The 20,368-nt window shown below is 73.5% G+C and carries 13 protein-coding genes; 3 read left to right on the plus strand and 10 right to left on the minus strand.

The annotated features are described in order from the left end of the window. Window positions 1-60: 60 nt before the first annotated feature. Genes WMF24_RS13450 through WMF24_RS13460 form a run of 3 tightly spaced genes read right to left on the minus strand, consistent with a single transcriptional unit; the run spans window position 61 to window position 2,062 of the window. Window positions 61-933: a hypothetical protein gene (locus tag WMF24_RS13450; protein WP_437736787.1), complete on the minus strand. Its 873-nt coding sequence runs from the start codon at window positions 931-933 to the stop codon at window positions 61-63. Next, the gene (locus WMF24_RS13455; protein WP_437736788.1) at window positions 930-1,535 is read right to left on the minus strand and encodes a hypothetical protein; all 606 of its coding nucleotides are present in this window, start codon (window positions 1,533-1,535) and stop codon (window positions 930-932) included. Before WMF24_RS13455 ends, WMF24_RS13450 begins: the two co-directional genes overlap by 4 nt. Further along, on the minus strand, window positions 1,535-2,062 hold the full coding sequence (locus tag WMF24_RS13460; protein WP_437736789.1) for a hypothetical protein: 528 nt from the start codon (window positions 2,060-2,062) through the stop codon (window positions 1,535-1,537). The genes WMF24_RS13455 and WMF24_RS13460 overlap by 1 nt, the downstream gene beginning before the upstream one ends. A gap of 70 nt (window positions 2,063-2,132) precedes the next feature. Here WMF24_RS13460 and WMF24_RS13465 point away from each other — a divergent pair, with 70 nt between their 5' ends. Then, entirely contained in the window at window positions 2,133-2,759 is a 627-nt protein-coding gene (locus WMF24_RS13465) for a TetR/AcrR family transcriptional regulator (protein ID WP_437736790.1), read from the plus strand. A gap of 319 nt (window positions 2,760-3,078) precedes the next feature. Continuing rightward, entirely contained in the window at window positions 3,079-7,356 is a 4,278-nt protein-coding gene (locus WMF24_RS13470) for a CARDB domain-containing protein (protein WP_437736791.1), read from the plus strand. A gap of 86 nt (window positions 7,357-7,442) precedes the next feature. On the opposite strand, the gene WMF24_RS13475 is transcribed toward WMF24_RS13470, so the two are convergent. The 7 genes from WMF24_RS13475 to WMF24_RS13505 all read right to left on the minus strand — a co-directional run bounded on the left by WMF24_RS13475 (window position 7,443) and on the right by WMF24_RS13505 (window position 17,844). Next, the gene (locus WMF24_RS13475; RefSeq protein WP_437736792.1) at window positions 7,443-8,804 is read right to left on the minus strand and encodes a hypothetical protein; all 1,362 of its coding nucleotides are present in this window, start codon (window positions 8,802-8,804) and stop codon (window positions 7,443-7,445) included. Window positions 8,805-9,030: 226 nt separating this feature from the next. Continuing rightward, window positions 9,031-10,146 (minus strand): hypothetical protein, encoded by a 1,116-nt coding sequence (locus WMF24_RS13480; protein WP_437736793.1) that lies wholly within the window; start codon window positions 10,144-10,146, stop codon window positions 9,031-9,033. 397 nt (window positions 10,147-10,543) lie between these two features. Beyond that, window positions 10,544-12,103, minus strand: coding sequence for a thrombospondin type 3 repeat-containing protein (locus tag WMF24_RS13485; protein WP_437736794.1), 1,560 nt, complete (start codon window positions 12,101-12,103; stop codon window positions 10,544-10,546). A gap of 14 nt (window positions 12,104-12,117) precedes the next feature. Further along, window positions 12,118-13,629 carry a hypothetical protein gene (locus tag WMF24_RS13490; RefSeq protein WP_437736795.1) on the minus strand — a complete coding sequence of 504 codons (1,512 nt, stop codon included), beginning with the start codon at window positions 13,627-13,629 and terminating at the stop codon, window positions 12,118-12,120. Further along, window positions 13,629-14,666, minus strand: coding sequence for a hypothetical protein (locus WMF24_RS13495; RefSeq protein WP_437736796.1), 1,038 nt, complete (start codon window positions 14,664-14,666; stop codon window positions 13,629-13,631). Before WMF24_RS13495 ends, WMF24_RS13490 begins: the two co-directional genes overlap by 1 nt. A gap of 83 nt (window positions 14,667-14,749) precedes the next feature. Further along, the gene (locus WMF24_RS13500; RefSeq protein ID WP_437736797.1) at window positions 14,750-16,402 is read right to left on the minus strand and encodes an FAD-dependent oxidoreductase; all 1,653 of its coding nucleotides are present in this window, start codon (window positions 16,400-16,402) and stop codon (window positions 14,750-14,752) included. A gap of 161 nt (window positions 16,403-16,563) precedes the next feature. Further along, on the minus strand, window positions 16,564-17,844 hold the full coding sequence (locus WMF24_RS13505) for an endonuclease/exonuclease/phosphatase family protein (RefSeq protein ID WP_437736798.1): 1,281 nt from the start codon (window positions 17,842-17,844) through the stop codon (window positions 16,564-16,566). A gap of 502 nt (window positions 17,845-18,346) precedes the next feature. Here WMF24_RS13505 and WMF24_RS13510 point away from each other — a divergent pair. After that, on the plus strand, window positions 18,347-20,293 hold the full coding sequence (locus WMF24_RS13510; RefSeq protein ID WP_437736799.1) for a PE-PGRS family protein: 1,947 nt from the start codon (window positions 18,347-18,349) through the stop codon (window positions 20,291-20,293). The last annotated feature ends 75 nt before the right edge of the window (window positions 20,294-20,368 follow it).

Here is a 20,368-nt window from a genome sequence, read left to right on the forward strand (position 1 = left end):
TCAACCGCAGACCCTCGGTGAGCCGTCCGCAGGAGGTGGCTCGCGGCGGTGCGCTCCCCGTTACAGGCGGACCCCGCCGCCCAGCGACGCCCCCCACACGGTCGCCCCTCGCTGTCCGGCCAGGCCGAATGGCGCGTCCAGGTTGACCACGCCCTGCGCGCGCACGAAGACCACCCCGAGCTCCGCGTTCGCGTAGAGGCCCGCCGACCACTGCGAGAAGTTGCGCCCGGCGAGCGGCGCCGACTGCGCGAACATCTGCACCCGCAGCCCCGGCGTCAGCGGCCCGATCCGCAAGCCGCCGTGCGCGGCGGCCACGATCGCGACGCGCGACGGATTCGAGTTCACCGAGACGAGCACTGCTGGCTCCAGCGCGGCGCCGACCACCACGCGCGTCGCAAGCTCCGCCCGGGTGCGGAGCAGCAGCGCGACCGGGATCGCGTTCGGCGCCCACATCCACGGATCCGCGAACCCGCGCGCCGCGGTCGCGACCGCGTAGTTGTACTCGACCTCCGTGTTCGCCGGGATCGTTCCAGGGAACGTCGCGAGCGGCGGCGCAGCCCCGAGCCCGGCATGGATCGAGCGCTCTCCCTCCTCGACCAGCGCCGCTTGCACGGTCACGAACGGATTGCCGACCCGGAACGACGAGCGCCGCGCCTCGCCCTGTACCTGGAATGTGGTGAAGGCCGAGGTCACATCCACGGTCGCGCTCAGCCACCCGTTCAGGCGGACGCCTGCCGCCGCCTGCTGGGCGACGTGCGCCGTCGCCTGCTCGCTGTCGTGCGGCGACGCCGAGACGACGCCGTAGAGCGCGACATACCCGCGGTCCGCCGGCCGCATGGGCATCTCGCCCGCCCCCTGCGCCCAGCTCGGCGCCGTGGCCAGCGCGCCGCCCGCGGCCGCTGCCAGCGCGAGCGCGCGCGCCGCCCCGCTCACCTCGCCCTCCGGAACTTCTGCACCCCGCGGCCCCTCAGGCCGGTGACGTAGACGCTGCCGTCCCGCGCGACCGCGATGCCGTGCCCCCAGTCGAGCTGACCGGGGCCGTCCCCCGCGGTGCCCCACCGGTCCACGATCGTCCCGTCGAGGTCGACTCGCAGCACATGCCCCCGCGGTCGCTCCGGATCCTGGTCGCCCCCGTCGACCACGTACATGTGGCGATCCGGTCCGAACGCGATCGCCCAGGGGCGCCCCAGCGCGGCGCTCTTCCATTGCGTCATGTAGTCGCCGTCGGCGCTGAAGATCTGCACGCGCGCGTTCTCCCGGTCCGCCACGTAGACCCGCCCCGCGTCATCCGTCGCGATGCCGTGGGGCGTGTCGAACTGCCCCCGTCCGAAGCCTTTCTCTCCCCACTCCATCAGGAACTCCCCGTCTCCGGAGAAGCGCGCGACGCGAGCGTGGTTGTAGCCGTCCGCCACATAGACGTCACCGTCCAGGCCGAAGGCCACGTTCGTGGGCCGATCGAGCTGCTCCGGGCTCACCGCGCACCCGAGCGCCGCGAGCGCGACGAGCGCCGCGAGCAGCCATGTCCTCGCGCGCATCACGGCACCACGCCGAGCGTCATGACCACATCTCCCTCCGGGGTCAGCTTGAACACCCGGTCCTGCTCGGAGTCCGTCACCCACACGAAGCCGTTCGGGTCGACCTCGATCCCGTGCGGATAGACGAACAAACCCTCTCCCCACGCGTCGAGCAGCTCCCCTGTCTCCGGATCGAAGACCAGGATGGTCGCCTCGCCGATCGGCGCGTCGTTCCCCGACGTGCGCCCGGCCGCATGGCTGACCAGCACGCGCCCTCGCCCGTCGACCGCGACGTCGAGCGCCGGGCCGAACGTCATCCCCTCGGGGATGCGCGGCCACCCGTCCACCACCTCGTACGGCCCCGCGGGCGCGTCGTCCGCCGCCGGCTGCGGGCGCGACGTGCACGCCCCGGCGAGCGCGCCCGCCGCGAGCGCACCCGCCGCGAGCGCGCCCGCCGCGAGCGTCCGGAGCCGGCCCCGCCGCTGCGCCCCGGAGGACGCCCTCTCGTCGCCGTCGTCGCGGTCGCTGCCGTCGTCAGATGTTCCCATGTCATCACGACATAACAGTGTTATGTTCAGGGCGTCAACCCGGGACGCGCGGTGTGGCAGGATCGGGGGCATGGGTGTGATGGACGTCGACGAGCCGGTCGATCGCGTGTTCAGGGCGCTCTGCGAGGGTCGGCTCACGCGCGACGATCTCACCGCCCGCAAGATCGCCGCGTTCCTGGGCCAGACGACGATGGTGCTGTACCACCATTTCGGCTCGCTCGATGGTTTCCTCATCCGTGTCGACGGCGCGGGGTGGCGGAGGCTGGCGGAGCTGCTCGAGGCGAGGGCGCGCGCTGGCGACGACGCGCGCGCCCTCGCCGTGTCCTACGTCGAGTTCGCGCTCCGGCACCCGGATCTTTACTGGCTCATGGCCGAGCGCCGCTTCGACCGCGCCCGCCTGCGCGACGAGGGGCGCCTGCGGCTCGCGCGCCCCCTGTGGGGCGCCTTCGTGGAGCTCGTGCGCCGGCACGGCAGCGCGCGCCCGGCCGAGGACACCCACGTGCTCTTCGCGGGCCTCCACGGGATCGCGGCGCTCACGCTGAGCGGGCGCGCGAACGTCGGTGAGGCCCCCGGAGCGGACGCGCAGGTCGCCTTCGCCGCGGCCCGCCGCCTCGCGGATCTCGTGCTCCCGGCGCGCCCCGCCGACCCGCTCGGTCCGCAGGCCAGCGCGGATCCCGCCTTGCGGCGCAGCCGCTGACCCGCCTCGCGCGGCCGCCGCTGGCGCCCCGCCTCGCGCGGCCGCCGCCCCGCCTCGCGCGGCCGTCCGCGCGCGCCGCCCAGGGCCGCTGCGGCCCGCCGGCGTGGAAGAGCGGGAAAGCTCGTCGAACAGGGCCTCCACGCCGGGCGCATGTCCCGCGCCGGCGGCGACCGGCGGCGACCGGAGCGCAGCGCGCCTCAACGCCAGCCCGGCGACGACCGGAGCACACCGCGCGCCGCCGCCGGCCCGGCCGGAACGATGTGGGGGAAGTCGTCACCGCTTGCGACCCTGCGGCATCGATCTCTGTTCGGAGGTGCTTATGCGCGCTCGACGCAGCGTCGCTTGGTCGCTCATCGGCGGGCTGCTCGCCGCGGGGTGTGGCGGTGACGAACCAGAGGAGCTCCGCGCGGCGCGGCTCGCCGTCGTCGGGAGCGCGGACCTCGCGGTGCACGCGCCGGAGGCCCTCGGAGCGCAGCGCGACGCGGCCATCGCCGCCACCGCCGACGCGAGCATCCTCGTCGCCGTCTACACCGATCCTCGCGGCGCGCTCGCCAGCCCGATCAGCCTGTCGGGCATCGCGCGCTCCGCCGACGGAGGACGGACCTTCGCCGAGGTGCTCGGCCCGAACGGCGAACCCACGTTGCCCTCGGCGTCCGGCGCCGAGGTGCTCGGCGAGCCCCGCGTCGCCCACGATCCACGCCGGGACGTGTTCGTCGTCTCCTCCACGTTCGTCCGCTCCAGCGATGGCGTGCAGGGCATCTGCGTTCACGGATCAGGCTCCGGCAGCGCAGCGGGCACGTCGTGGTCCGCGCCTGCGGAGGTGACCCCCTCGTTCGTCGCGGGGGAGAGCGCCGAGCAGGCCTCCCTCGACGTCAACGCGGCGACCGGGCGGCTCTCCGTCACCTGGGTCCAGCGCGGCGGCGCGTCGCCGCGCATCCTGTACAGCCACTCCGACGATCTCGGCCAGACCTGGTCGGCCGCGGCGGTGCTCGCGCAGGCGCCGGCCGGCGGCGATCTCGACGGGCCGAGCGCGCGCGTCCTCCCGGGGACGACCGACGGCGACTCGATCGTCTACGCCGTCTGGCGCTCCATCGAGCCCGGAGCCTCGCTGCGCAACATCGGATGTCGCCGGTCGACCGACGGGGGCGCCACGTGGGAACCGCCCGTCCTCCTCGACGACGCCGGCTACCCCCCGGAAGATCAGGTCCCCGGCGTGGACCACGCCAGGAGCTCCCCGTCGATCGACGTCGATCTCGCCACCGGGCAGGTCTACGTCGTTTACCAGCGCAGCGGCGACGGGGGGACCGGGGACATCGCGCTGCGCGCCTTCACGGGCCCGTGCGCCACCGGCGCGGCCGTCCTCCTCAACAGCGATCCGGGGCACGATCGGGCCCAGTTCTTCCCGTTCGTCGCCGTCGACAGATCGACCGGTACCGCGCACGTCGTTTATTACGACCAGGGTGTCGCGAGGTCGGGCGATCTGACCGAGGTTGTGCATACCGCGTCGATCGATCGAGGCGCCACCTGGAGCCCGCCCGCGCCGATCACGGACCGCCCCTTCCACGCGGGGCACGGAAACGACGCGTCCCGCCTCAACCTGGGTGAGCGCATCGGCGGCGTCGCGCTCGCCGGCGAGCTCTACAGCGTCTTCAGCATGGCGGGCGCCGGTGCCGGCGCACCCAGGTTCGATGAGGGGCAGCCGGCATCGGCTCACATGATCGCGCCGAACGTCCATCTGGATGTCCTCGACGAATTCGCGCGCGTTCCCCCGCTGCGCGCCGCCGGCACCCGGGTTGCCGATCCGGCGTGCGGCGCGCTCGCGAACGAGCGCGTCGATCCCGGGGAGCTCGTCGAGGTCGGCGTCTACCTCGAGAACCACCTCCTCAACCCGGTCTCCGGCCGGACGACCGTCTCCGGGATCACGGCCACGCTCGCCACGGAGACGCCCTCCGTGACCGTCGCGAGGCCGAGCGCGACCTACCCCGACATCGAGCCGCTCCGCACCGTCGCGAGCGACGCGCCGTTCCTCCTCCGCACGGACCGGGCGTTCACCCCCGGCGCGCCGATCGATCTGACGCTCACAGTGAGCTCCGATCAGGGCACGATCGAGCTGCCCATCCGCCTCGAGACCGGCGGCCCGGGGACCCCGGACGTCCTCCTCCGCGAGGATTTCGACGCCGCCGGCGCCCCCGCGCTGCCCTCCGACTGGCGGTCGGAGCGCGCCGGCGGACCGGCCTCCACCTCAACCTGGGTCGTTTCGCAGACGCTGACCCCCGGGAACAACGCGGCCTTCCACGACGAGGACCCAACCGCGGCGCACGTCTCCCTCGTCTCACCCGCCGTGACGATTCCAGAGGGAACAGAAAATTCCCTCGTGATGCTCGACTTCGATCTCACCTACGAGCTGGAGGACGACCCGCAAAAGCTGGTCCAGGCGTTCGACGGACTGACGTTGCGCATCGAGGACCTCACGGCCGGCGCCACGCCGCGGGCGGTCCTCGCCGAGGCGTTCGCCGAGCAGATCGTGACCGGCGCGGTCCACCACTTCCCGAAGCACCTGCCGGCCCGGGACGACCCGGATTACCTCTCGGATCAGTCGGTCTGGTCCGGCAGCTCCGGCGGGACCAAGCGGGTGTCGATCCGGTTCCCCGGCGAGGGGATGCGCGGGCGGACCGTCCAGCTCCGCTTCGACTACACGCAGGACGACAGCCAGATCTGCACGGACATCGGTCGCTCCGGGCCGTGCGGCGTCGCGATCGACAACGTCGTGCTCGCGGCGGTGCCGGTCGCGCCCGGGGCCTGCGGGGCGGACCTGGCCGTCACCCTGACGGACGCGCCGGACCCGGTGGCGCCCGGCGCGCAGCTCACCACGACGATCACCGTCGCGAACGAGGGGCCCGGCGACGCGACCGACGTTGAGGTCACGTCCGTCCTGCCTGTCGGGGCGACCTTCGTCGGGGCCACGGGGGTCGACTGGACGTGCAACCTGGGTGAGGAGGAGGGGCTCGTGTGCCGGCGCGCCTCGCTCGCTTCCGGGGCGAGCGCGTCGATCGCGGTGACCGTGGTTGCGCCCGCGCTCGCGCCGACCGTGGTCGCCGCCGAGATCGAGACCGCGGCCAAGGTCACCGCGCGCGAGCACGATTCCGACCCGGCGGACAACGAGGCCAAGGAGGAGACCGCCGTCTCGATTCCTGTCCGCCTGATCGGGTACATGACCGTCCTCACCGACCGCGAGGCCAGGGACAACGCGATATATTCCGTGCTCATCCACAACACGGGCGGGCGCGCGCAGCCGGACAACGCGGGGTTCGAGTTCATCGACGTGCTCCCGCCGGAGCTCTCGCTGAACGGTGCTTTCGCGGAGAAGGGGGCCGTCTCGGCCGACCCTTTCGCCAACACGGTCGGATGGAGCGGGACGGTCGAACCCGGGGAGTGGGTGGTCCTCACGATCGACACGCGGATCAGGCCGCTCACCGAGGGGCTGGTCGTGCGGAACCAGGGCACCATTTTCTTCGACGCGGACTCGGACGGCGTCAACGAGTCGAGCGCATCCACGGATGATGCGCTGTTCGCCGGCGCGGCCGATCCGACGGTGTTCACGGTGTTGCCCGCGATCTGCGGGGACGGCGTGCTCGGGCGAGGCGAGGCGTGCGACGACGGCAACGTGCTGAACGGCGATTGCTGCTCGGCGCTGTGCGCCATCGAGCCGCCGACGGTGCTCTGCCGCCCTTCGGGCTCGCTGTGCGATCCCGGAGAGTACTGCGACGGCGCGGGGCGCTGCCCGGACGACGTGAGGCTGCCGGACGGCGCCCGCTGCGACGACAGCGACCTCTGCAATGGAATCGAGCTTTGCTTCGAGGGCAATTGCATCAGCGGCATCCCCCTCGACTGCGATGATCGGGATCCGACGACCGCGGACGCGTGCCACCCGCTGTTCGGGTGTCACAGCACGCCGGCCCTCCCCGTGGAAGGGGCCGGGGGCAGCGCGGGCACCGGCCTTGGCGGAGGTCCGAACGGCGATGGCGGCGGCGTGGGAGGCGGCCGCGACATGGGCGACGGCGGCGCCGGGGGAGACGGCGCAGGCGGCGATGCGGGTGGCGGCCGGGACACGGGCGGCGGCGGCGCGGGGGGGTCGCCCTCTGGTACGGGAGGGGCGCCTTCCGGTGCGGGAGGCTCCCCCTCCGGTTCAGGAGGAACGCCCTCTGGCGCGGGAGGAACGCCCTCCGGTGCGGGAGGAACGCCCTCCGGTGCGGGAGGAACGCCCTCCGGTGCGGGAGGAACGCCCTCCGGTGCGGGAGGAACGCCCTCCGGTGCGGGAGGATCGCCCCAGGGCGCCGGGGGTGCGGGGGGCGCCGCGGCCAGCGGCTCCGGCGGCGGAGATACCGGCGGTGGCCGAGACGCGGCCGGTGGCGGAGGGGAAGGGGGTCACGCCGCGGGAGGAGCGCCGCCCGAGCCGTGCTGCTGCTTCTGCGTTGGCTGCACGTACGCCGCGATCGGCGACCAGACCGCGCCCGCGTCGGGCACACCCCGCGCGCTCGCGCTGATGGGCCTCCTCCTCGCGCTCGGCCGCGCGCGCCGCCGTCGCCGTCGCCGCTGACGGCGGCGTCCCCGCGCCGCGCGCCGCGCGTGTCGCCGTCGCCGCTGACGGCGCCATCCCCGCGTCGCGCGCGCCCTGCCCGGGGATCACTTGTAGAGGAAAACCCCCTTCAGGTCCTCGGTCTGCGAGATGGGCGTGCCGTCCTTCTTCGAGGTGGCGCGGAACTGGTAGATCATCCCCGGCACGAGCTCCGGACCGTCATACGCGACCGTCACGTTCTCGCTCCCGGACACCCTGGGCACCTCCAGGTTCTCCCAGATCTTCTCCCCGAGCGCGTCGAACAGGCTCACCTCGTACATGTCCTCGCTCGAGTCGTCCTCGAACACGAACGTCGGTGTCCCGCTCACCTCGTCCATCGTGCTCGCGCCGGGCGAGACGACAGCGAGCGCGCCCGTCACCTTGAACGACGCCTGGACAGGCAGATCGCTGCCGGCCACCGTGATGCGCACGATCTCGGTCCCGCCGATCGACGTGTCCGGATCCCGCACGAGCGCGTCGTTCTCGAACGCGGCCAGGACCACGTACTCGCCGTCCGGCACCCCGGCGATCGAGAAATCCCCGCTGACATCGCCTTGCCGGAGCCCTCGCGGCGTCTCGCCGCGCGCGGTGGCCTCGTCGAACGTGTCGGCCACGACAAGGATGACCGAGGTCGCGCTCCCGCCCGACGCATTCACGATCTCCACCTTGCCGCTCACGACCGCCGTGGCCTCCCCGGTCGCGTGCAGGTCCACGCCCTTCGTCTCCTTGCCCGCGCTCACGGCGGCGCTCGCCGTGTCGAGCGCGAGCCGGGCGCCATAGCCCTTCACCGTGACCTCGCCCGCAGGCACATTGAAGATGGTGTAGCTGCCGTCGAGATCGGCCGCCCCCGTGGCGCCGCCCGCGACGAGCAGCGTCCCGCCCGGCGCGTCGGCGTGGACGACGCCCGACACGGAGCCGAGCCCCTCGCTGTCCGCGAGCGGCAGCAGCGCGATCTCGGTGGCCGCCGACGCGAGGGTGAGCGGCGTGCCCGCCGCCGTCGAGACGTCGATCGGCAGCGCGACCCGGGGCGCCTTCGGGAAGGTCTCGTACGCGAGCGCGTCGGCGCGCAGCGTGATATCGGCCTTGACAGGGACGCCGTTCGCGTCCCGCCGGGCCGGCACGGCGAGCTCGTACGTCCCGTCCTCCCTGGTGACCGCCACCCGGGAGATCACGGCGTCGTTCGCGTCGCGGGCGAGCACCCGCGCGCCCGCGATCGCCTTGTCGTCGAGCGAGTCGTAGACCCGGCCCTTCAGCGTCACCGGGGCGAAGCAGGCGGGCTCGGCGCCCTCGACCTCCTCGCAGACCTGCGGCGCGGCGCACCCCGTCTGCTCGGCCACCGAGCAGCTCTTCGGCTGATCGTCGTCGTCTCCGCCACACCCCACCCCGATCAAGGCGCAAAGCACCCCAGCAGCCATCGAGCGCATCACCATGGACTGGTCTCCTTTCAAACCCTCTCTCATCGCCGCAGGTACAGCTCCTCGGCGCGCGGGCGATCCGCGCCGCGCCCATGGGCTCATCCCCCGGCTCGCGTGGGCGCAATAAACCACAGGCACACAGCGGCACGGAGGCGCGTGCTCACAGCGCCTCGGCCTCCTCTGCGTCTTCGTGATTCACTCCCCGTCTTCGATTCCAGGGAGAACACGAGCAAACGAAGCGCTAGTTCACGACGGGCTGGCAGCAGCCGGTGATACAGTAGTGGTCCGCGGCACAGGGATCCTGGCCGGCGAGCCCGCACGGCTGGACCCCCGGCGCGCACTGGCCTCCGGAGTCGCCGCCGGTCCCGCTGCCGCCGGTCCCCGGGGCGCCGCCGGCGCCGCTGCCGCCGGTGCCGCCGGCGGGACCGCCGCCGCCCGCGTCGCCGCCGCCGGTGCCGGTCTCGAAGCAGTCGGCGGGGAGCGTCTCCTTGCCGAGGCACAGCTCGCAGCGGCCGCAGTCGTTGAGGCAGGCGTCGACGGGGGTGCAGGGCTCGCAGCGGCTCGGGTCCGAGATGCCGTCGCGCGAGCAGGAGCCCTCGCCGGTGCCGTCGGCGTCGGAGCCGAGCCAGACATAGAGGCCGCTGCCCGCGGGCAGCTCGCAGCAGCCAAAGCAGTCGCAGCCGTTCGGCGTGAGCGGACCGCAGGTGTCGTGGCAGAGAGCGGACTGCTCGCTGTTGAGATCGCTGCAGCTCCTGCCCTGGGCCCCGGGCGTCGAGGCCTCCGGGTTGTAGGCGCACATCGTCCCGTTGCTGGATTCGGGGTGATACCCGGGCGCGACCTCGTTCGGATCGCACTGGTGGTTCCAGTGGCAGTCGTCGTTGCCGGATCCGGAGTCCTGGTCGAAGTAGCAGTCGACCGTGCACGCCGGCCCGGCCTGGCCGGGGATCCCGCCGTAGTAGCTGTCCTCGGTGTTGTCGCACGCGCCGAGGCAGTCCGGATCCTGAGAGTCGAGGAGCCCGTCGCCGTCGTTGTCGATGAGATCGCCGCACGCGTACGTCTTGCCCTGGCACATGACGATGGTCGTCGGGACCGGGCTCCCTCCGGCGCCCGTGGTGCCGGTGCCCGCTCCAGCCCCTCCGCCGCCGTTGCCGCCGGTCGCGCTGCCGCCGCCGGTCGCGCTGCCGCCGCCGGTCGCGCTGCCGCCGCCGCTGTCGCCGGCGCCCGTGCCGCTGTCGCTGGCGCCCGCGCCGCCGGACGGGGCGGCGCCGTCAACGGCGCTGTCGCTACAGCCGGCTCCGAGGGTGAGTCCGAACACGGGGATCAGCAGCGAGAGAGAGAGCGGCAGCACAGGGCGCATGGTGTCTCCAGAGGTGGCGCCTGCGCTCCTATCCCCAGCCCGGGCTGCGGAGCGGCGTTCCGGCGCGTTCAGCCAGAGCAGTTACACCAGCGGAAGTCCACGGCTCACGAAAATGCACGCCCCGCGAAATGCCCGGACAGCGCAGGCCGGCAGAGCCCGCCCGCATCCGGCATGCGGCAACGACCCACCTTGTGTTTCCGGGGCAACAACCCACCTTGTGTTTCCGCGGAGACACCGAGGAGGCGCCCGAGGTCAGGCGCTCTCTATCTTGCTTCTCTCCCGGCAGCCTCGGTGTCTTGGCGGCTCCATGGTCTTCTTCCGGGCGTCGAACAGCAGGTGGACGCCGAGCGGCAGGCCAGGCGCTCACCACGCTCTCGTGGCGGCCTGGCAGCTCGGTTCATCGTCGCCGCCGCGCCGATCCCGAGCGCCGGACGAGGCCCAGCGCGGCCGCGAGGAGCGCCGCGAGGCCGACGGGCGCGCCGCCGCCCGCGCCGCGCTGGATCGCGCAGACCAGGCCGGACGAGACCTCCGGCGCCGTGGCCTCGGCGCCGCCCGCGCCGCTGCCGTCGCACGCGTCGCCGGTCCCGTCGGCGTCGGCGTCTGCCTGATCCGCGTTGGCCACGCGCGGGCAGTTGTCGTCGCCGTCCGACACGCCGTCGTCGTCGTCGTCCTCGTCGTCGACGTCGCACGCGTCGCCCTCGTCGTCGTCGTCGCCGTCGGCCTGATCGGGGTTCGGGACCGCGGCGCAGTTGTCCGCTGCGTCGAGCACGCCGTCGCCGTCGTCGTCGACGTCGCACGCGTCGCCCTGCCCGTCGCCGTCGCCGTCGCCCTGATCGGGGTTGGGCTCCTCGTCGCAGTTGTCCGCCGCGTCGGTCAGCCCGTCGCCGTCCGCGTCGTCGCAGGCATTGCCCGCGCCGTCGTCGTCGGCGTCCGTCTGATCGGGGTTCGGCGCATCCGGGCAATTGTCGCTCTCGTCCGCGATGCCGTCGCCGTCGCGATCGACGTCGGCAGGGAGGTCGCACGCGTCGCCGCGGCCGTCGTCGTCGCCGTCCGCCTGGTCCTGGTTCTGCACGTGCGGGCAGTTGTCGTCGCCGTCCGGCACGCCGTCGCCGTCGTCGTCGTCGTCGCACGCGTCGCCGAGCTCGTCGCCGTCCGTGTTCTCCTGGAAGAGGTTGGGCGCGAGCGCGCAGTTGTCCTCCCAGTCGACGACGCCGTCGTCGTCGCTGTCCGGATCGCAGGCGGTCCCGATGCCGTCGCCGTCCGTGTCCTCCTGGTCCGGGTTCGGATCCGCCGGGCAGTTGTCCTCTGCGTTGAGCAGCCCGTCGCCGTCGGCGTCGATGTCCGGCTCGCAGAAGTCGCCGGTGCCGTCGCCGTCGCGGTCCTCCTGGTTCGGATTGCGCGTCGCGGGGCAGTTGTCGCAGGCGTCCCCGTACTTGTCGTCGTCCCGGTCCTCCTGGAGCGGGTTCGCCACGCTGGCGCAGTTGTCGATCTCGTCGGGGACCCCGTCGCCGTCACCGTCCGCGTCGGTGTCGTCGTCGCAGACATCTCCTGCGCCGTCGCCGTCGGCGTCCGCCTGGTCGTCGTTCCACGCGACAGGACAGTTGTCGTCGGCGTCGATGACCCCGTCGTCGTCGTCATCGTCGTCGCAGGTGTCGCCGGCGCCGTCCCCCTCCGCGTCCTGCTGGTCCGGGTTCACCGCGACAGGACAGTTGTCGCAGCGGTCGCCGACCGCGTCTTCATCCGAGTCCCGCTGATCCGGATTGGCGACGGCAGGACAGTTGTCGTTCGGATCGGCGATCCCGTCGAGATCGCTGTCGTCCTCCGCCCACGCCGCCGCCGGCATGAGCAGCAATGCCAGGCTCGCCGTGAGCCCCGCCGTCCACCGTCGCCCGCGCGACCGAACGCCCGCCGTCACCGTACGCCTCTCGGCTCCCGCATCGGTTCCCGCACGCTTCATCGCGCCTCCGTCCTTCATGGCGACAGCTTCGTCACGAACACGTCCGTGCCCTCGCCGCCCTCGAGCTGCTCCGTCCCGAACCGCACCTTGCCGGTGAACGCGCCGGTCACGAACACCTGCCGCTCGCGGTCGACCGCCACGCCGGTCGCCCGGTCCGCGCCCGATCCGCCGAAGCGGTGGCTCCACCGCGTGCCGCCCTCCGGATCGAGCTTGGCGACGAACACGTCGTCGCCCCCCGCGCTCTCCACCGGCTCGCCCGCGAGCGAGGCCTCCCCGAGGAACCCGCCGACGACGATCACGTCGCCCGTCCCGTCCACAAGGAGCTGCCCCAGCGACGCGCCCCGCTCGCCGATGACCCGGCTGTAACGGTGCTCGCCCCGCGCGTCGAGCTTGGCCACGAACACCGCCTCCCGCGCGTCGGCCGTCCGTGGGCCCCCGCCGAGATCGATCGTCCCGCCGAACTCGCCGCCGAGGATCACGTCGCCCGCCCCGTCCACCGCCACGGCACGGGCCCGCTGGAGCCCCGCGTCGCCGAAGCGCTTGCTCCAGCGGTGGTCGCCGAGCGCGTCGAGGCTCGCGACGAACACGTCGAGATCGCCGGCGCTCTCCAGCGGCTCGCCGCCGAGGTCGAGCGTGCCGCCGAAATCGCCCACGACGACCGCGTTGCCGTCCTCGTCCATCGCCACGGCGCGCGCCTGCTGATCGAAGCCGTCGCCGAACCGCCGGCTCCAGAGCGGCGTCCCGTCGGCGTCGAAGCTCGCCACGAACACGTCGCTGCCGCCGGCGCTCTCGAGCCTGTCCCCGCCGATCGTCAGCGCGCCCGTGAAGCGCCCGGCCACGACGATGCGCCCCGTCGCGCTCGCCGCCACGCCCGTCGCCGCCTGGAAGCCCCGGCCGCCGAGCGTCTGGACCCACAGCTCCCGCCCCTCGGCGTCGAGCCGCGCGACGTAGCCGTCCCGCCCGCCGGCGCTCGTCCGCGGCGCGCCGCCGAACGCCAGCGTCCCGGAGAACTCCCCCGCGACGAGGAGGCTCTCGTCGTCGTCCGTCGCGACAGCGTTCACGATCTGCGGGTCGAACGCCCCGAAGCGCTTCAGATCGAGCCCCGACCCGTCGTTCGCCGCGAGCCGCGCCCAGAAGACGTTCTCGGCGCCGATGGGGGCCACGCTCCGGTCGTCGAGCGCCACGCTCTCGTCCTCGGTGAGCCTGCCGAGCAGCGCCGCGGTGCTGTCGTCGGCCACCGCGACGCTCGCCCCGGCCCGCTCCCCGTCGCCCCCGAGCGCGCGCGCCCACTGCACCTCGCCGCCCGACGGCGACGCGCCACCCCCCGCGCCGCCGGAGCCCTCCGGCGCCGGCAAGCTGAGCTCCGGCGCGCAGCCGAGCGCCGCCGAGGCGAGCGCCGCCGAGGCGAGCGCCGCCCGGCCGAGCGCCGCCGAAGCGAGCGCCGCCGTGCCGAGCGCCGCCCTGCCGAGCGCCGCACTGCCCGACCTCGCGCGCGCTGCAACCGGGCGGGATCTTTGCGTTCTCATCAGAAAACTCCCTGCCACACGACGCCGCGCGCGGTGGGGGTGACGAGCGGCACGAGCGGCGCGGCGCGCTCGGTGCCCGCCCTGGGCCGCAGGAGGATGCCGCCCACGGCCGCGCCCACGCCGGCGAGCCCCACGGCGCCGAGGGTCAGCGACAGGCCCAGGCTCCGGTTCCAGCGCGCCCGGAGCGCCTCCATGCTCTCGAAGTCGTGGAGGCGGCGGTCGCACACGGACCCGGGGCAGTCCTTCTCCACCCGGTCGCGCGCGGCCGCGTGATCGACAGCGAACGCAACGCTCCCCCCGAGCGCCGCGAGCCCGACCCCGCCCGCAGCCCACGCCCACAGCGGAACCGGCGCGCGGGGCTCCGCCGGCGGCGCGTCCACGGGCGGGGGCTGCCCTCCGCCGCCGGTCGCCGGCGGCGTCGACTCCCCCGGGACGAGGGCGATGCGGACCTCCACCGGCGCGCGCTCCGCCTCCTTCAGCGCGACGTCGCGCCGCTCGGTCCGGAACCCGGGCGCCGTCACCACCACCTCGTGCCGACCCGGGTTGAGCTTGCGCGGGTAGGGGAGCGCCGCGCGCGGGATCGGCTGGCCGTCCACCCGCGCCTCGACCGCGTCGAGCGGCGCGCCCTCGACGCGCAGGAGGAGCGACGGGATGCGCGCGTCGAGCTGCTCGACCATGGCCGCGGCCGCCGCCCGCGCGTGGGTGAACGCGGGGGGCTCCTCCTTGCCGAGGGGCAGGTGGACGACCTCGTAGGCCGTCTCCCGGGCCTCGATCAGCCGGCCGAGCGCCTCGTCGGCGCGCGCCAGGTCGAGCCCCGTCGTGGGGGCGCGCACGAGCGCGTGGGCCGCCTGGAAATCGGCCCGGGCGCCCGTGACGTCCCCGGCGTCGCGCTTCTTGCGCCCCTCGATGAGGAGCGTCCGCGCTGTCTGACGATCGGCCGCCGTGGGCTCGGCCCGCGCCGGGAGCGCCCCGGCCATCGAGAGGACGGCCAGGGCGATGCCTGCGGCGCGCGAGGCACGAAGGCGCAGCAAACTCATGTCATCACCAAGCTGCCGGGACCTTCCCGGACCACCCGGTCATGCTCGCACGCCGCTCGCGCGGGGGTCAACGTGCCCGCAGGTCAGCCGGCGGGGCGACTCTGGGGCACGGACACGGCCGTCACCGGGACGGGGACGACCTCCGGCGTCCTCGGCGGCGTCACGGACTCTCCGGCGCCAGCGGGCGCCTCGATCGGCGCCGCCGGGGCGAGATCCGCCGTCGCCGGGCCGCGGATGACCCGGCCCATCGCGTCGTACCGCGCCCCGTGACAGCGGCAGTCCCAGCTCTTCTCCGAGGGATTCCACGACACGATGCCGCCGAGGTGAGAGCACATCGCCGACATCGCATGGATCTGCCCCTGCGGATCGCGGTAGACGGCGAGCTTCTTCAGGCCCCTGCGCACCACCGCGCCCGCGCCGGGGGCGATTCGCGACGTGTCGTCGACATCGCCCTTGCCGAGCCACGAGGCGTACTGGCACGCCACGTTGACGTTCTCCTTCACATACTCGGAGACGGCGGCCAGGCTCAGGTTGACGCGCGTCGGATCGAAGACCGACGCCAGCGGGTTGTCGCGGCCCTGGACGAGATCCGAGATCACGAGCCCGGCGATCGTGCCGTGGGTCATCCCGTTGCCGCAGTCGCCCGTCGCGATGAGGATGCGCGAGCCGCCCTTGACCCGGCCGATGTAGGCGAGCCCGTCGACCGTCTCCATCACCTCGCCGGACCAGCGGTGGAGCACCTCGCCCGCCTGCGTGAAGCGCTCCCTCGCCCACGCCTCGAGCCGCGCGTGGCGCTGGTCCGCGTCGCCGGCCTGGCCCGTCTTGTGGTCCTCGCCGCCCACGATGAGCACCTCGTCGGGGCCGTCCGCGCCGTCGACGTTGGCGAGGCGCACGTAATGGAACGGATCGGCCGTGTCCCAGTAGAGGCCCGGCGGGACGGCGCCCCGCGGCATGCGCAGGCCGATGACGTAGGTGCGGTAGCCGGCCTGCTTCATGTGCACGCTGATGCGCGGGATGAACGGAGAGCTCGTGGCGAGCACGGCCTCGCTCGCCACGATCTTGTGCCCCCGGGCCGTCTCGACGACGACCTGCTGAGGCATCGCGCCCTCGTCGACGTCGGTCACGTGCGCCAGCGTGTAGAGCTTGCCGCCGTCGCGCTCTATCGCCCGCGAGAGCCCCGCGAGGTAGCGGCGGATGTGGAACTGCGCCTGATCGGGGAAGCAGACCGCGGGCCCGGTGTCGAAATCGAGCAGGGGCGCCCGGTCGACGTAATGGACCGAGCCGAGCCCGGCGCGGTGCGCGGCCTCGATCTCGTCGCGGAGCGTGCTCGGCGGCGACCCCGGGGCCGCGTAGAGATAGCCGTGCACGCGCCGGAAATCGCAGTCGATCTCCTCTTCCTTCACGATCCGCTCGATCGTGTCGATCGCCACGGTGTGGGCGCGCGCGGCGCGGCGCAGATCGCCCGCGCTGTGCAGCTTCGTGAGCGACGCCCAGCGCCGGTCGAGCGCGTGGGTGATGTGCGCGGTGGTGAACCCCGACTCGCCCCCGCCGACCGCGCCGTTGTCGAGGACGACGACGCGCTTGCCCGCCTTCGCGAGGAGATACGCCGTCGTCAGCCCGGCGATCCCGGCGCCCACAACGCACACGTCCGCCGTGTGATCTGCCGCGAGGGGGGCCATCGGAGGGAGTACTGCGTGGGTCCAGACGGTGTTCTTGTCGTAAGCTCGCTCCGTCATAACGTCTCCACGGGTGGGCGCCGGGGGCTGCGCCCCGGCGCCGGGTCATCGTTGATCGAACGTGTCCGTCGTCTCGGTCGTGTCGGTCGTCGCGATCGTGGCCATCACCTCCGGAGAGGCCTTGTGAAGCAGGAGCGAACCCACGCGAGGCGCCCGGCGCGTCACGTGTCGCGCCTCGACAGGGTGACGAGGAGCCCGTAATGGTCGGAGAAGCCGCTCTTCACCTTCCGCTTGCCGGCGTCGATCGTGAGGCTCGAGCGCATGATCTGGGTCCCGGTGGCGTCGCCCTCGAAGCCGCGCAAGAGGACGTGATCGATCAGCACGCCGCGGGTGCCCTTGCCGCCGTCGAGGGGGTTGTCGAAGCAATACGTGCATCTCGCGTCCTCCTGGGACGCGTACGGGTTCACGAAACCGCGCGCGAGCAGCCGGTCGTAATGGGCGGGCAGGCGCGCCGAGATCGACGGCGCGATGGCGGGGCCGGTGTTCAGATCGCCGAGCAGGAGCGTCGCGCCGCGGCCGCCCGTCTTCCGGTCCACGTAGGCGAGGAGCGCGTCGATCTGCGCCGACTGGTCCTTCTGCCACGTCGTGTTGCGGGGGTGCGGGACGCCCTCCATGCTCGCCGTGAGGTGGGTGCAAAAGACGTGGAGCTCGCCGATCGAGGGGGGTGAGACCCGCGTATAGAGCACGGCGCGGCGGTCGATCGCGGACGGGAGCACCAGCGCGTCGCGCTCGAGGATCTCGGCGTTCGTGAGGATGGCCGTGCCGGAGGCGCCGGAGTAGGCCTCCGGGGCCCTCGCGCCGCCGGCGCGCGCGGGGGGACGCGCGCCGGCGGCGCTCTTCGGCTGCGCGCGAAGGCACGCCTGCGCAAGCTCGTCAGGCCCCTTCCGCGGGTTCGCGGAGAGGCAGTTGAAGCAATCCGGCGACAGGCCGGTGAGCCTCGTCGGACAGCTCTGGAGGAGACAGGGGAGGAGCGCGTGCTGCTTCAGTCTGGCGCAGCGCTCGGCCGCGCACGCCACGAGCGGATCCGTCTCCTGCTTCGAGCACCCTCCGTCCTCGTGGCCAGGGGGGAGCCGGAACGTGCTCCGCAGGGTGCTGGACGTTGCGGCGACGAGGCTCTGCCAGTGCTCCTCGAGCCAGAACTCCTGCACGCAGAGCAGGTCGACCGGCTGCTCGGCGAGCGCGCGGATCAGGGGCTCCGCGCGCTCGTCGACGTACTTCATCACGCCCATCGCGAGCCCGCCGTTGTAGGTGGCCACGCGAAATGGCGTCGCTGGCCTCGGCCCGGCGTCCTCGCGCGCCGCGTCCTCCGGCGCCGCGGCCTGCGGCGCGACCCCGCCCTCCGGCGCGCCGGCGCTCTCCCGCGCGCGGCCCTTGTCGGCGCTGCAGGCGAGAAGCGCGAGCGCGCAGAGGATCGTTGCGCTCCGGAGCCAGGCCTTCCGCATCAGGCTGCTCGACCATGCAGGCCGCGTACCGTGGGCGGTTGACTTCCGATGGATGTCCAATCGACGTCCGAGAGACGTCAGGAGCCGCGCATTCGGCTGAAAGTCGCCGCGCTGCCGCGAAATCGGGTGAGGCATTCCGCCACGTTGAGGCGAACCGGTACTGCGCGCAGCGCGCGAGGCCGGAGCGCAGGGGCGCGCCGGAGCGGAAACGCGCACCGCGGGCGGCTCGCGCGAGGCTGGAGCGAACCGCCCATGGTGAAGGCGATCGCCGCGGCCGCGGCGCGCCGCCGGGGCGGGCGAGGGGTAGCAGGATGTCGCTCACATTTGGTCCGGGCACCTGCTTGATTCGATCGGCGCACCCGCGTACTCGAGCTTCACGGCACGGCGGATGAGGACGTTCGATGACCCACAACGGCGGTCAGCGGACCCTCCTTGGGCTCCACCGAACCCCGGCGGCGGGGGAACTTCGTCGATGCATGGAGGAAGAATGAAAGAGCACTTCGTGACGAAAGTGGCCCAGATCGCTCTGCTGACGAGCATGGGGCTGCCCCTGGGCTGCGACGGCTGCGACTCGGACCCTGGGGGCGGCACCACGGCATCCTCGAGCAGCGCGGGGGGGCAGGGCGGCGAAGGCGGCGAAGGCGGCAGCGGCGGCCAAGGCGGGGCCGGAGGCGCCGGCGGGGAAGGCGGCATCGGAGGCGCCGGCGGGGAAGGCGGAGCCGGAGGCGCTGGCGGGCAAGGCGGAGCCGGCGGGGAAGGCGGCGTCGGAGGCGCTGGCGGGCAAGGTGGAGCCGGCGGGGAAGGCGGAGCCGGGGGCGCTGGCGGGCAAGGTGGAGCCGGCGGGGAAGGCGGCGTCGGGGGCAGCGGCGCAGGCGGCGCTGGCGGCGCGGGCGGGCAAGGCGGCGTCGGGGGCGCCGCGGGCAGCGGCGTCGGGGGCGTCGGGGGCAGCGGTGAAGGCGGCGCCGGGGGCAGCGGTGAAGGCGGCGCCGGGGGCAGCGGCGGCGCCGGGGGCAGCGGCGGCGGCGAGCCGCCGGCGTTCCTCGGGGAGGCCCTCTGGGGGATCAGCGCCGGCGATCGCGACAACGATCGCGTCGAGGCGATCGCGGCGGATCAGGACGAGAACATCGTCCTCGTCGGCGGCTTCGAGACGGCGGTCAACTTCGGTGGAGAGGCCGATGGGCTGGTGAGCGCGGGCGGTCACGACATCTTCGTCGTCAAGCTCGACGCGGCCGGCGGCCACCTCTGGAGCAGGCGCTTCGGCGATGGAGCCGAGCAGTACCCGCTCGCCGTGGCGACCGACTCGAGCGGCAACATCGTCATCGCCGGCGAGTTCGCGGGGACCGTCAACTTCGGCGACGACCCGAGCACGGAGCTCGTGAGCGCCGGCGGGCGGGATCTCTTCCTCGCCAAGCTCGACGCCGAGGGAAATCACCTCTTCAGCAAGCGCTTCGGCGACGCGCTCGACCAGTACGCCACGGCCGTCGCCGTCACCGCGGAGGACGAGATCGTGGTCCTCGGCGTCGCGAACGGCAGCATCAACTTCAGCGAGCACGCCACCGGCGCGCTCAGGGGCACCGGCGTCGACAACGCCGTCATCGCCAAGCTCGACGCCGGCGGCGGTCACCTCTGGAGCAAGCGCTTCGGATCCACGAACAGCTGGCAGCGATTCCGCAGCATCGCTGTCGGCGGGTCGGCCGTCTATGCGACCGGCGCGTTCGGCGGCATCCTCGAGATCGACGGCGGCATCCTGGAGAGCTCGATCGATCGCGAGACCTCCGGCGCGGGCGGCTCCGGGGGCGGCGGCGAGCCGATCTATGGCATCGACGGGCTGCTCCTCCGGCTCGACCTCGCCTCGGGCGAGCTCGTCTGGGCCACCGAGCTGGGCGGCGCCGGCGAGCAGTTCGCCAAGCTCGTGAGCCTCGGGATCGACGGCAACCCCGTCGTGCTCGGCAATTACGGGGCGGCGTTCCGCGTCGGGGCCACGGACATCGAGCTCTCCGCGCCGGGGGAATACGACCTCTACATCGCCCAGTTCGATGCGGTGGCGGGCGAGCCGCTCGCGGCGCGCGGGTTCCCGTCCGCGGGCGACGAGTTCGTGTGGGGTCTCTCCCAGGATCCCTGGGGCAACCACGTGCTGAGCGGCTACTTCACCCGGTCGCTCTCGCTCGGCGGCGAGCCCATCGCCGTCGGGGCGCCCGCGTCGGGCGACGCGTTCATCGCCAAGCTCAGCCCGGACTTCTCCGAGGCGCTCTGGACCGACGTCTACCCGGACGGGTTCTACTCGTTCATCACGGCCCAGGCGGTGACCGCCAGCGGCAACACCGTGGCGGCCGGCCTCTTCTTCGGCGAGCGGCTCGAGCTCGGCGGCGGCCTGCCCGCCCTCGAGCACAGCGCGCCCGCACGGAACCGCGACAACGGCGACCTCTTCGTCGTCACCCTGTCCCCGTGACGCACCGGCCCGCGCGGCGCTCGGCCACGCCGGGCCCGCGCGGCGCTCGGCCGCGCCAGGCCCGCGCGGCGCTCG

The sequence above is a fragment of the Sorangium sp. So ce1335 genome (assembly GCF_051521615.1).
Classification (GTDB): Bacteria; Myxococcota_A; Polyangia; order Polyangiales; family Polyangiaceae; genus Sorangium.

Bases quoted from the DNA above. Each gene is read 5' to 3' on its own strand.
- WMF24_RS13485 (WP_437736794.1), bottom strand. From the start codon at position 12,103: ATGAAGCGTGCGGGAACCGATGCGGGAGCCGAGAGGCGTACGGTGACG.
- WMF24_RS13455 (WP_437736788.1), bottom strand. From the start codon at position 1,535: ATGCGCGCGAGGACATGGCTGCTCGCGGCGCTCGTCGCGCTCGCGGCG.
- WMF24_RS13460 (WP_437736789.1), bottom strand. From the start codon at position 2,062: ATGGGAACATCTGACGACGGCAGCGACCGCGACGACGGCGACGAGAGG.
- WMF24_RS13480 (WP_437736793.1), bottom strand. From the start codon at position 10,146: ATGCGCCCTGTGCTGCCGCTCTCTCTCTCGCTGCTGATCCCCGTGTTC.
- WMF24_RS13465 (WP_437736790.1), top strand. From the start codon at position 2,133: ATGGGTGTGATGGACGTCGACGAGCCGGTCGATCGCGTGTTCAGGGCG.
- WMF24_RS13505 (WP_437736798.1), bottom strand. From the start codon at position 17,844: ATGCGGAAGGCCTGGCTCCGGAGCGCAACGATCCTCTGCGCGCTCGCG.
- WMF24_RS13475 (WP_437736792.1), bottom strand. From the start codon at position 8,804: ATGGTGATGCGCTCGATGGCTGCTGGGGTGCTTTGCGCCTTGATCGGG.
- WMF24_RS13490 (WP_437736795.1), bottom strand. From the start codon at position 13,629: ATGAGAACGCAAAGATCCCGCCCGGTTGCAGCGCGCGCGAGGTCGGGC.
- WMF24_RS13495 (WP_437736796.1), bottom strand. From the start codon at position 14,666: ATGAGTTTGCTGCGCCTTCGTGCCTCGCGCGCCGCAGGCATCGCCCTG.
- WMF24_RS13470 (WP_437736791.1), top strand. From the start codon at position 3,079: ATGCGCGCTCGACGCAGCGTCGCTTGGTCGCTCATCGGCGGGCTGCTC.
- WMF24_RS13500 (WP_437736797.1), bottom strand. From the start codon at position 16,402: ATGACGGAGCGAGCTTACGACAAGAACACCGTCTGGACCCACGCAGTA.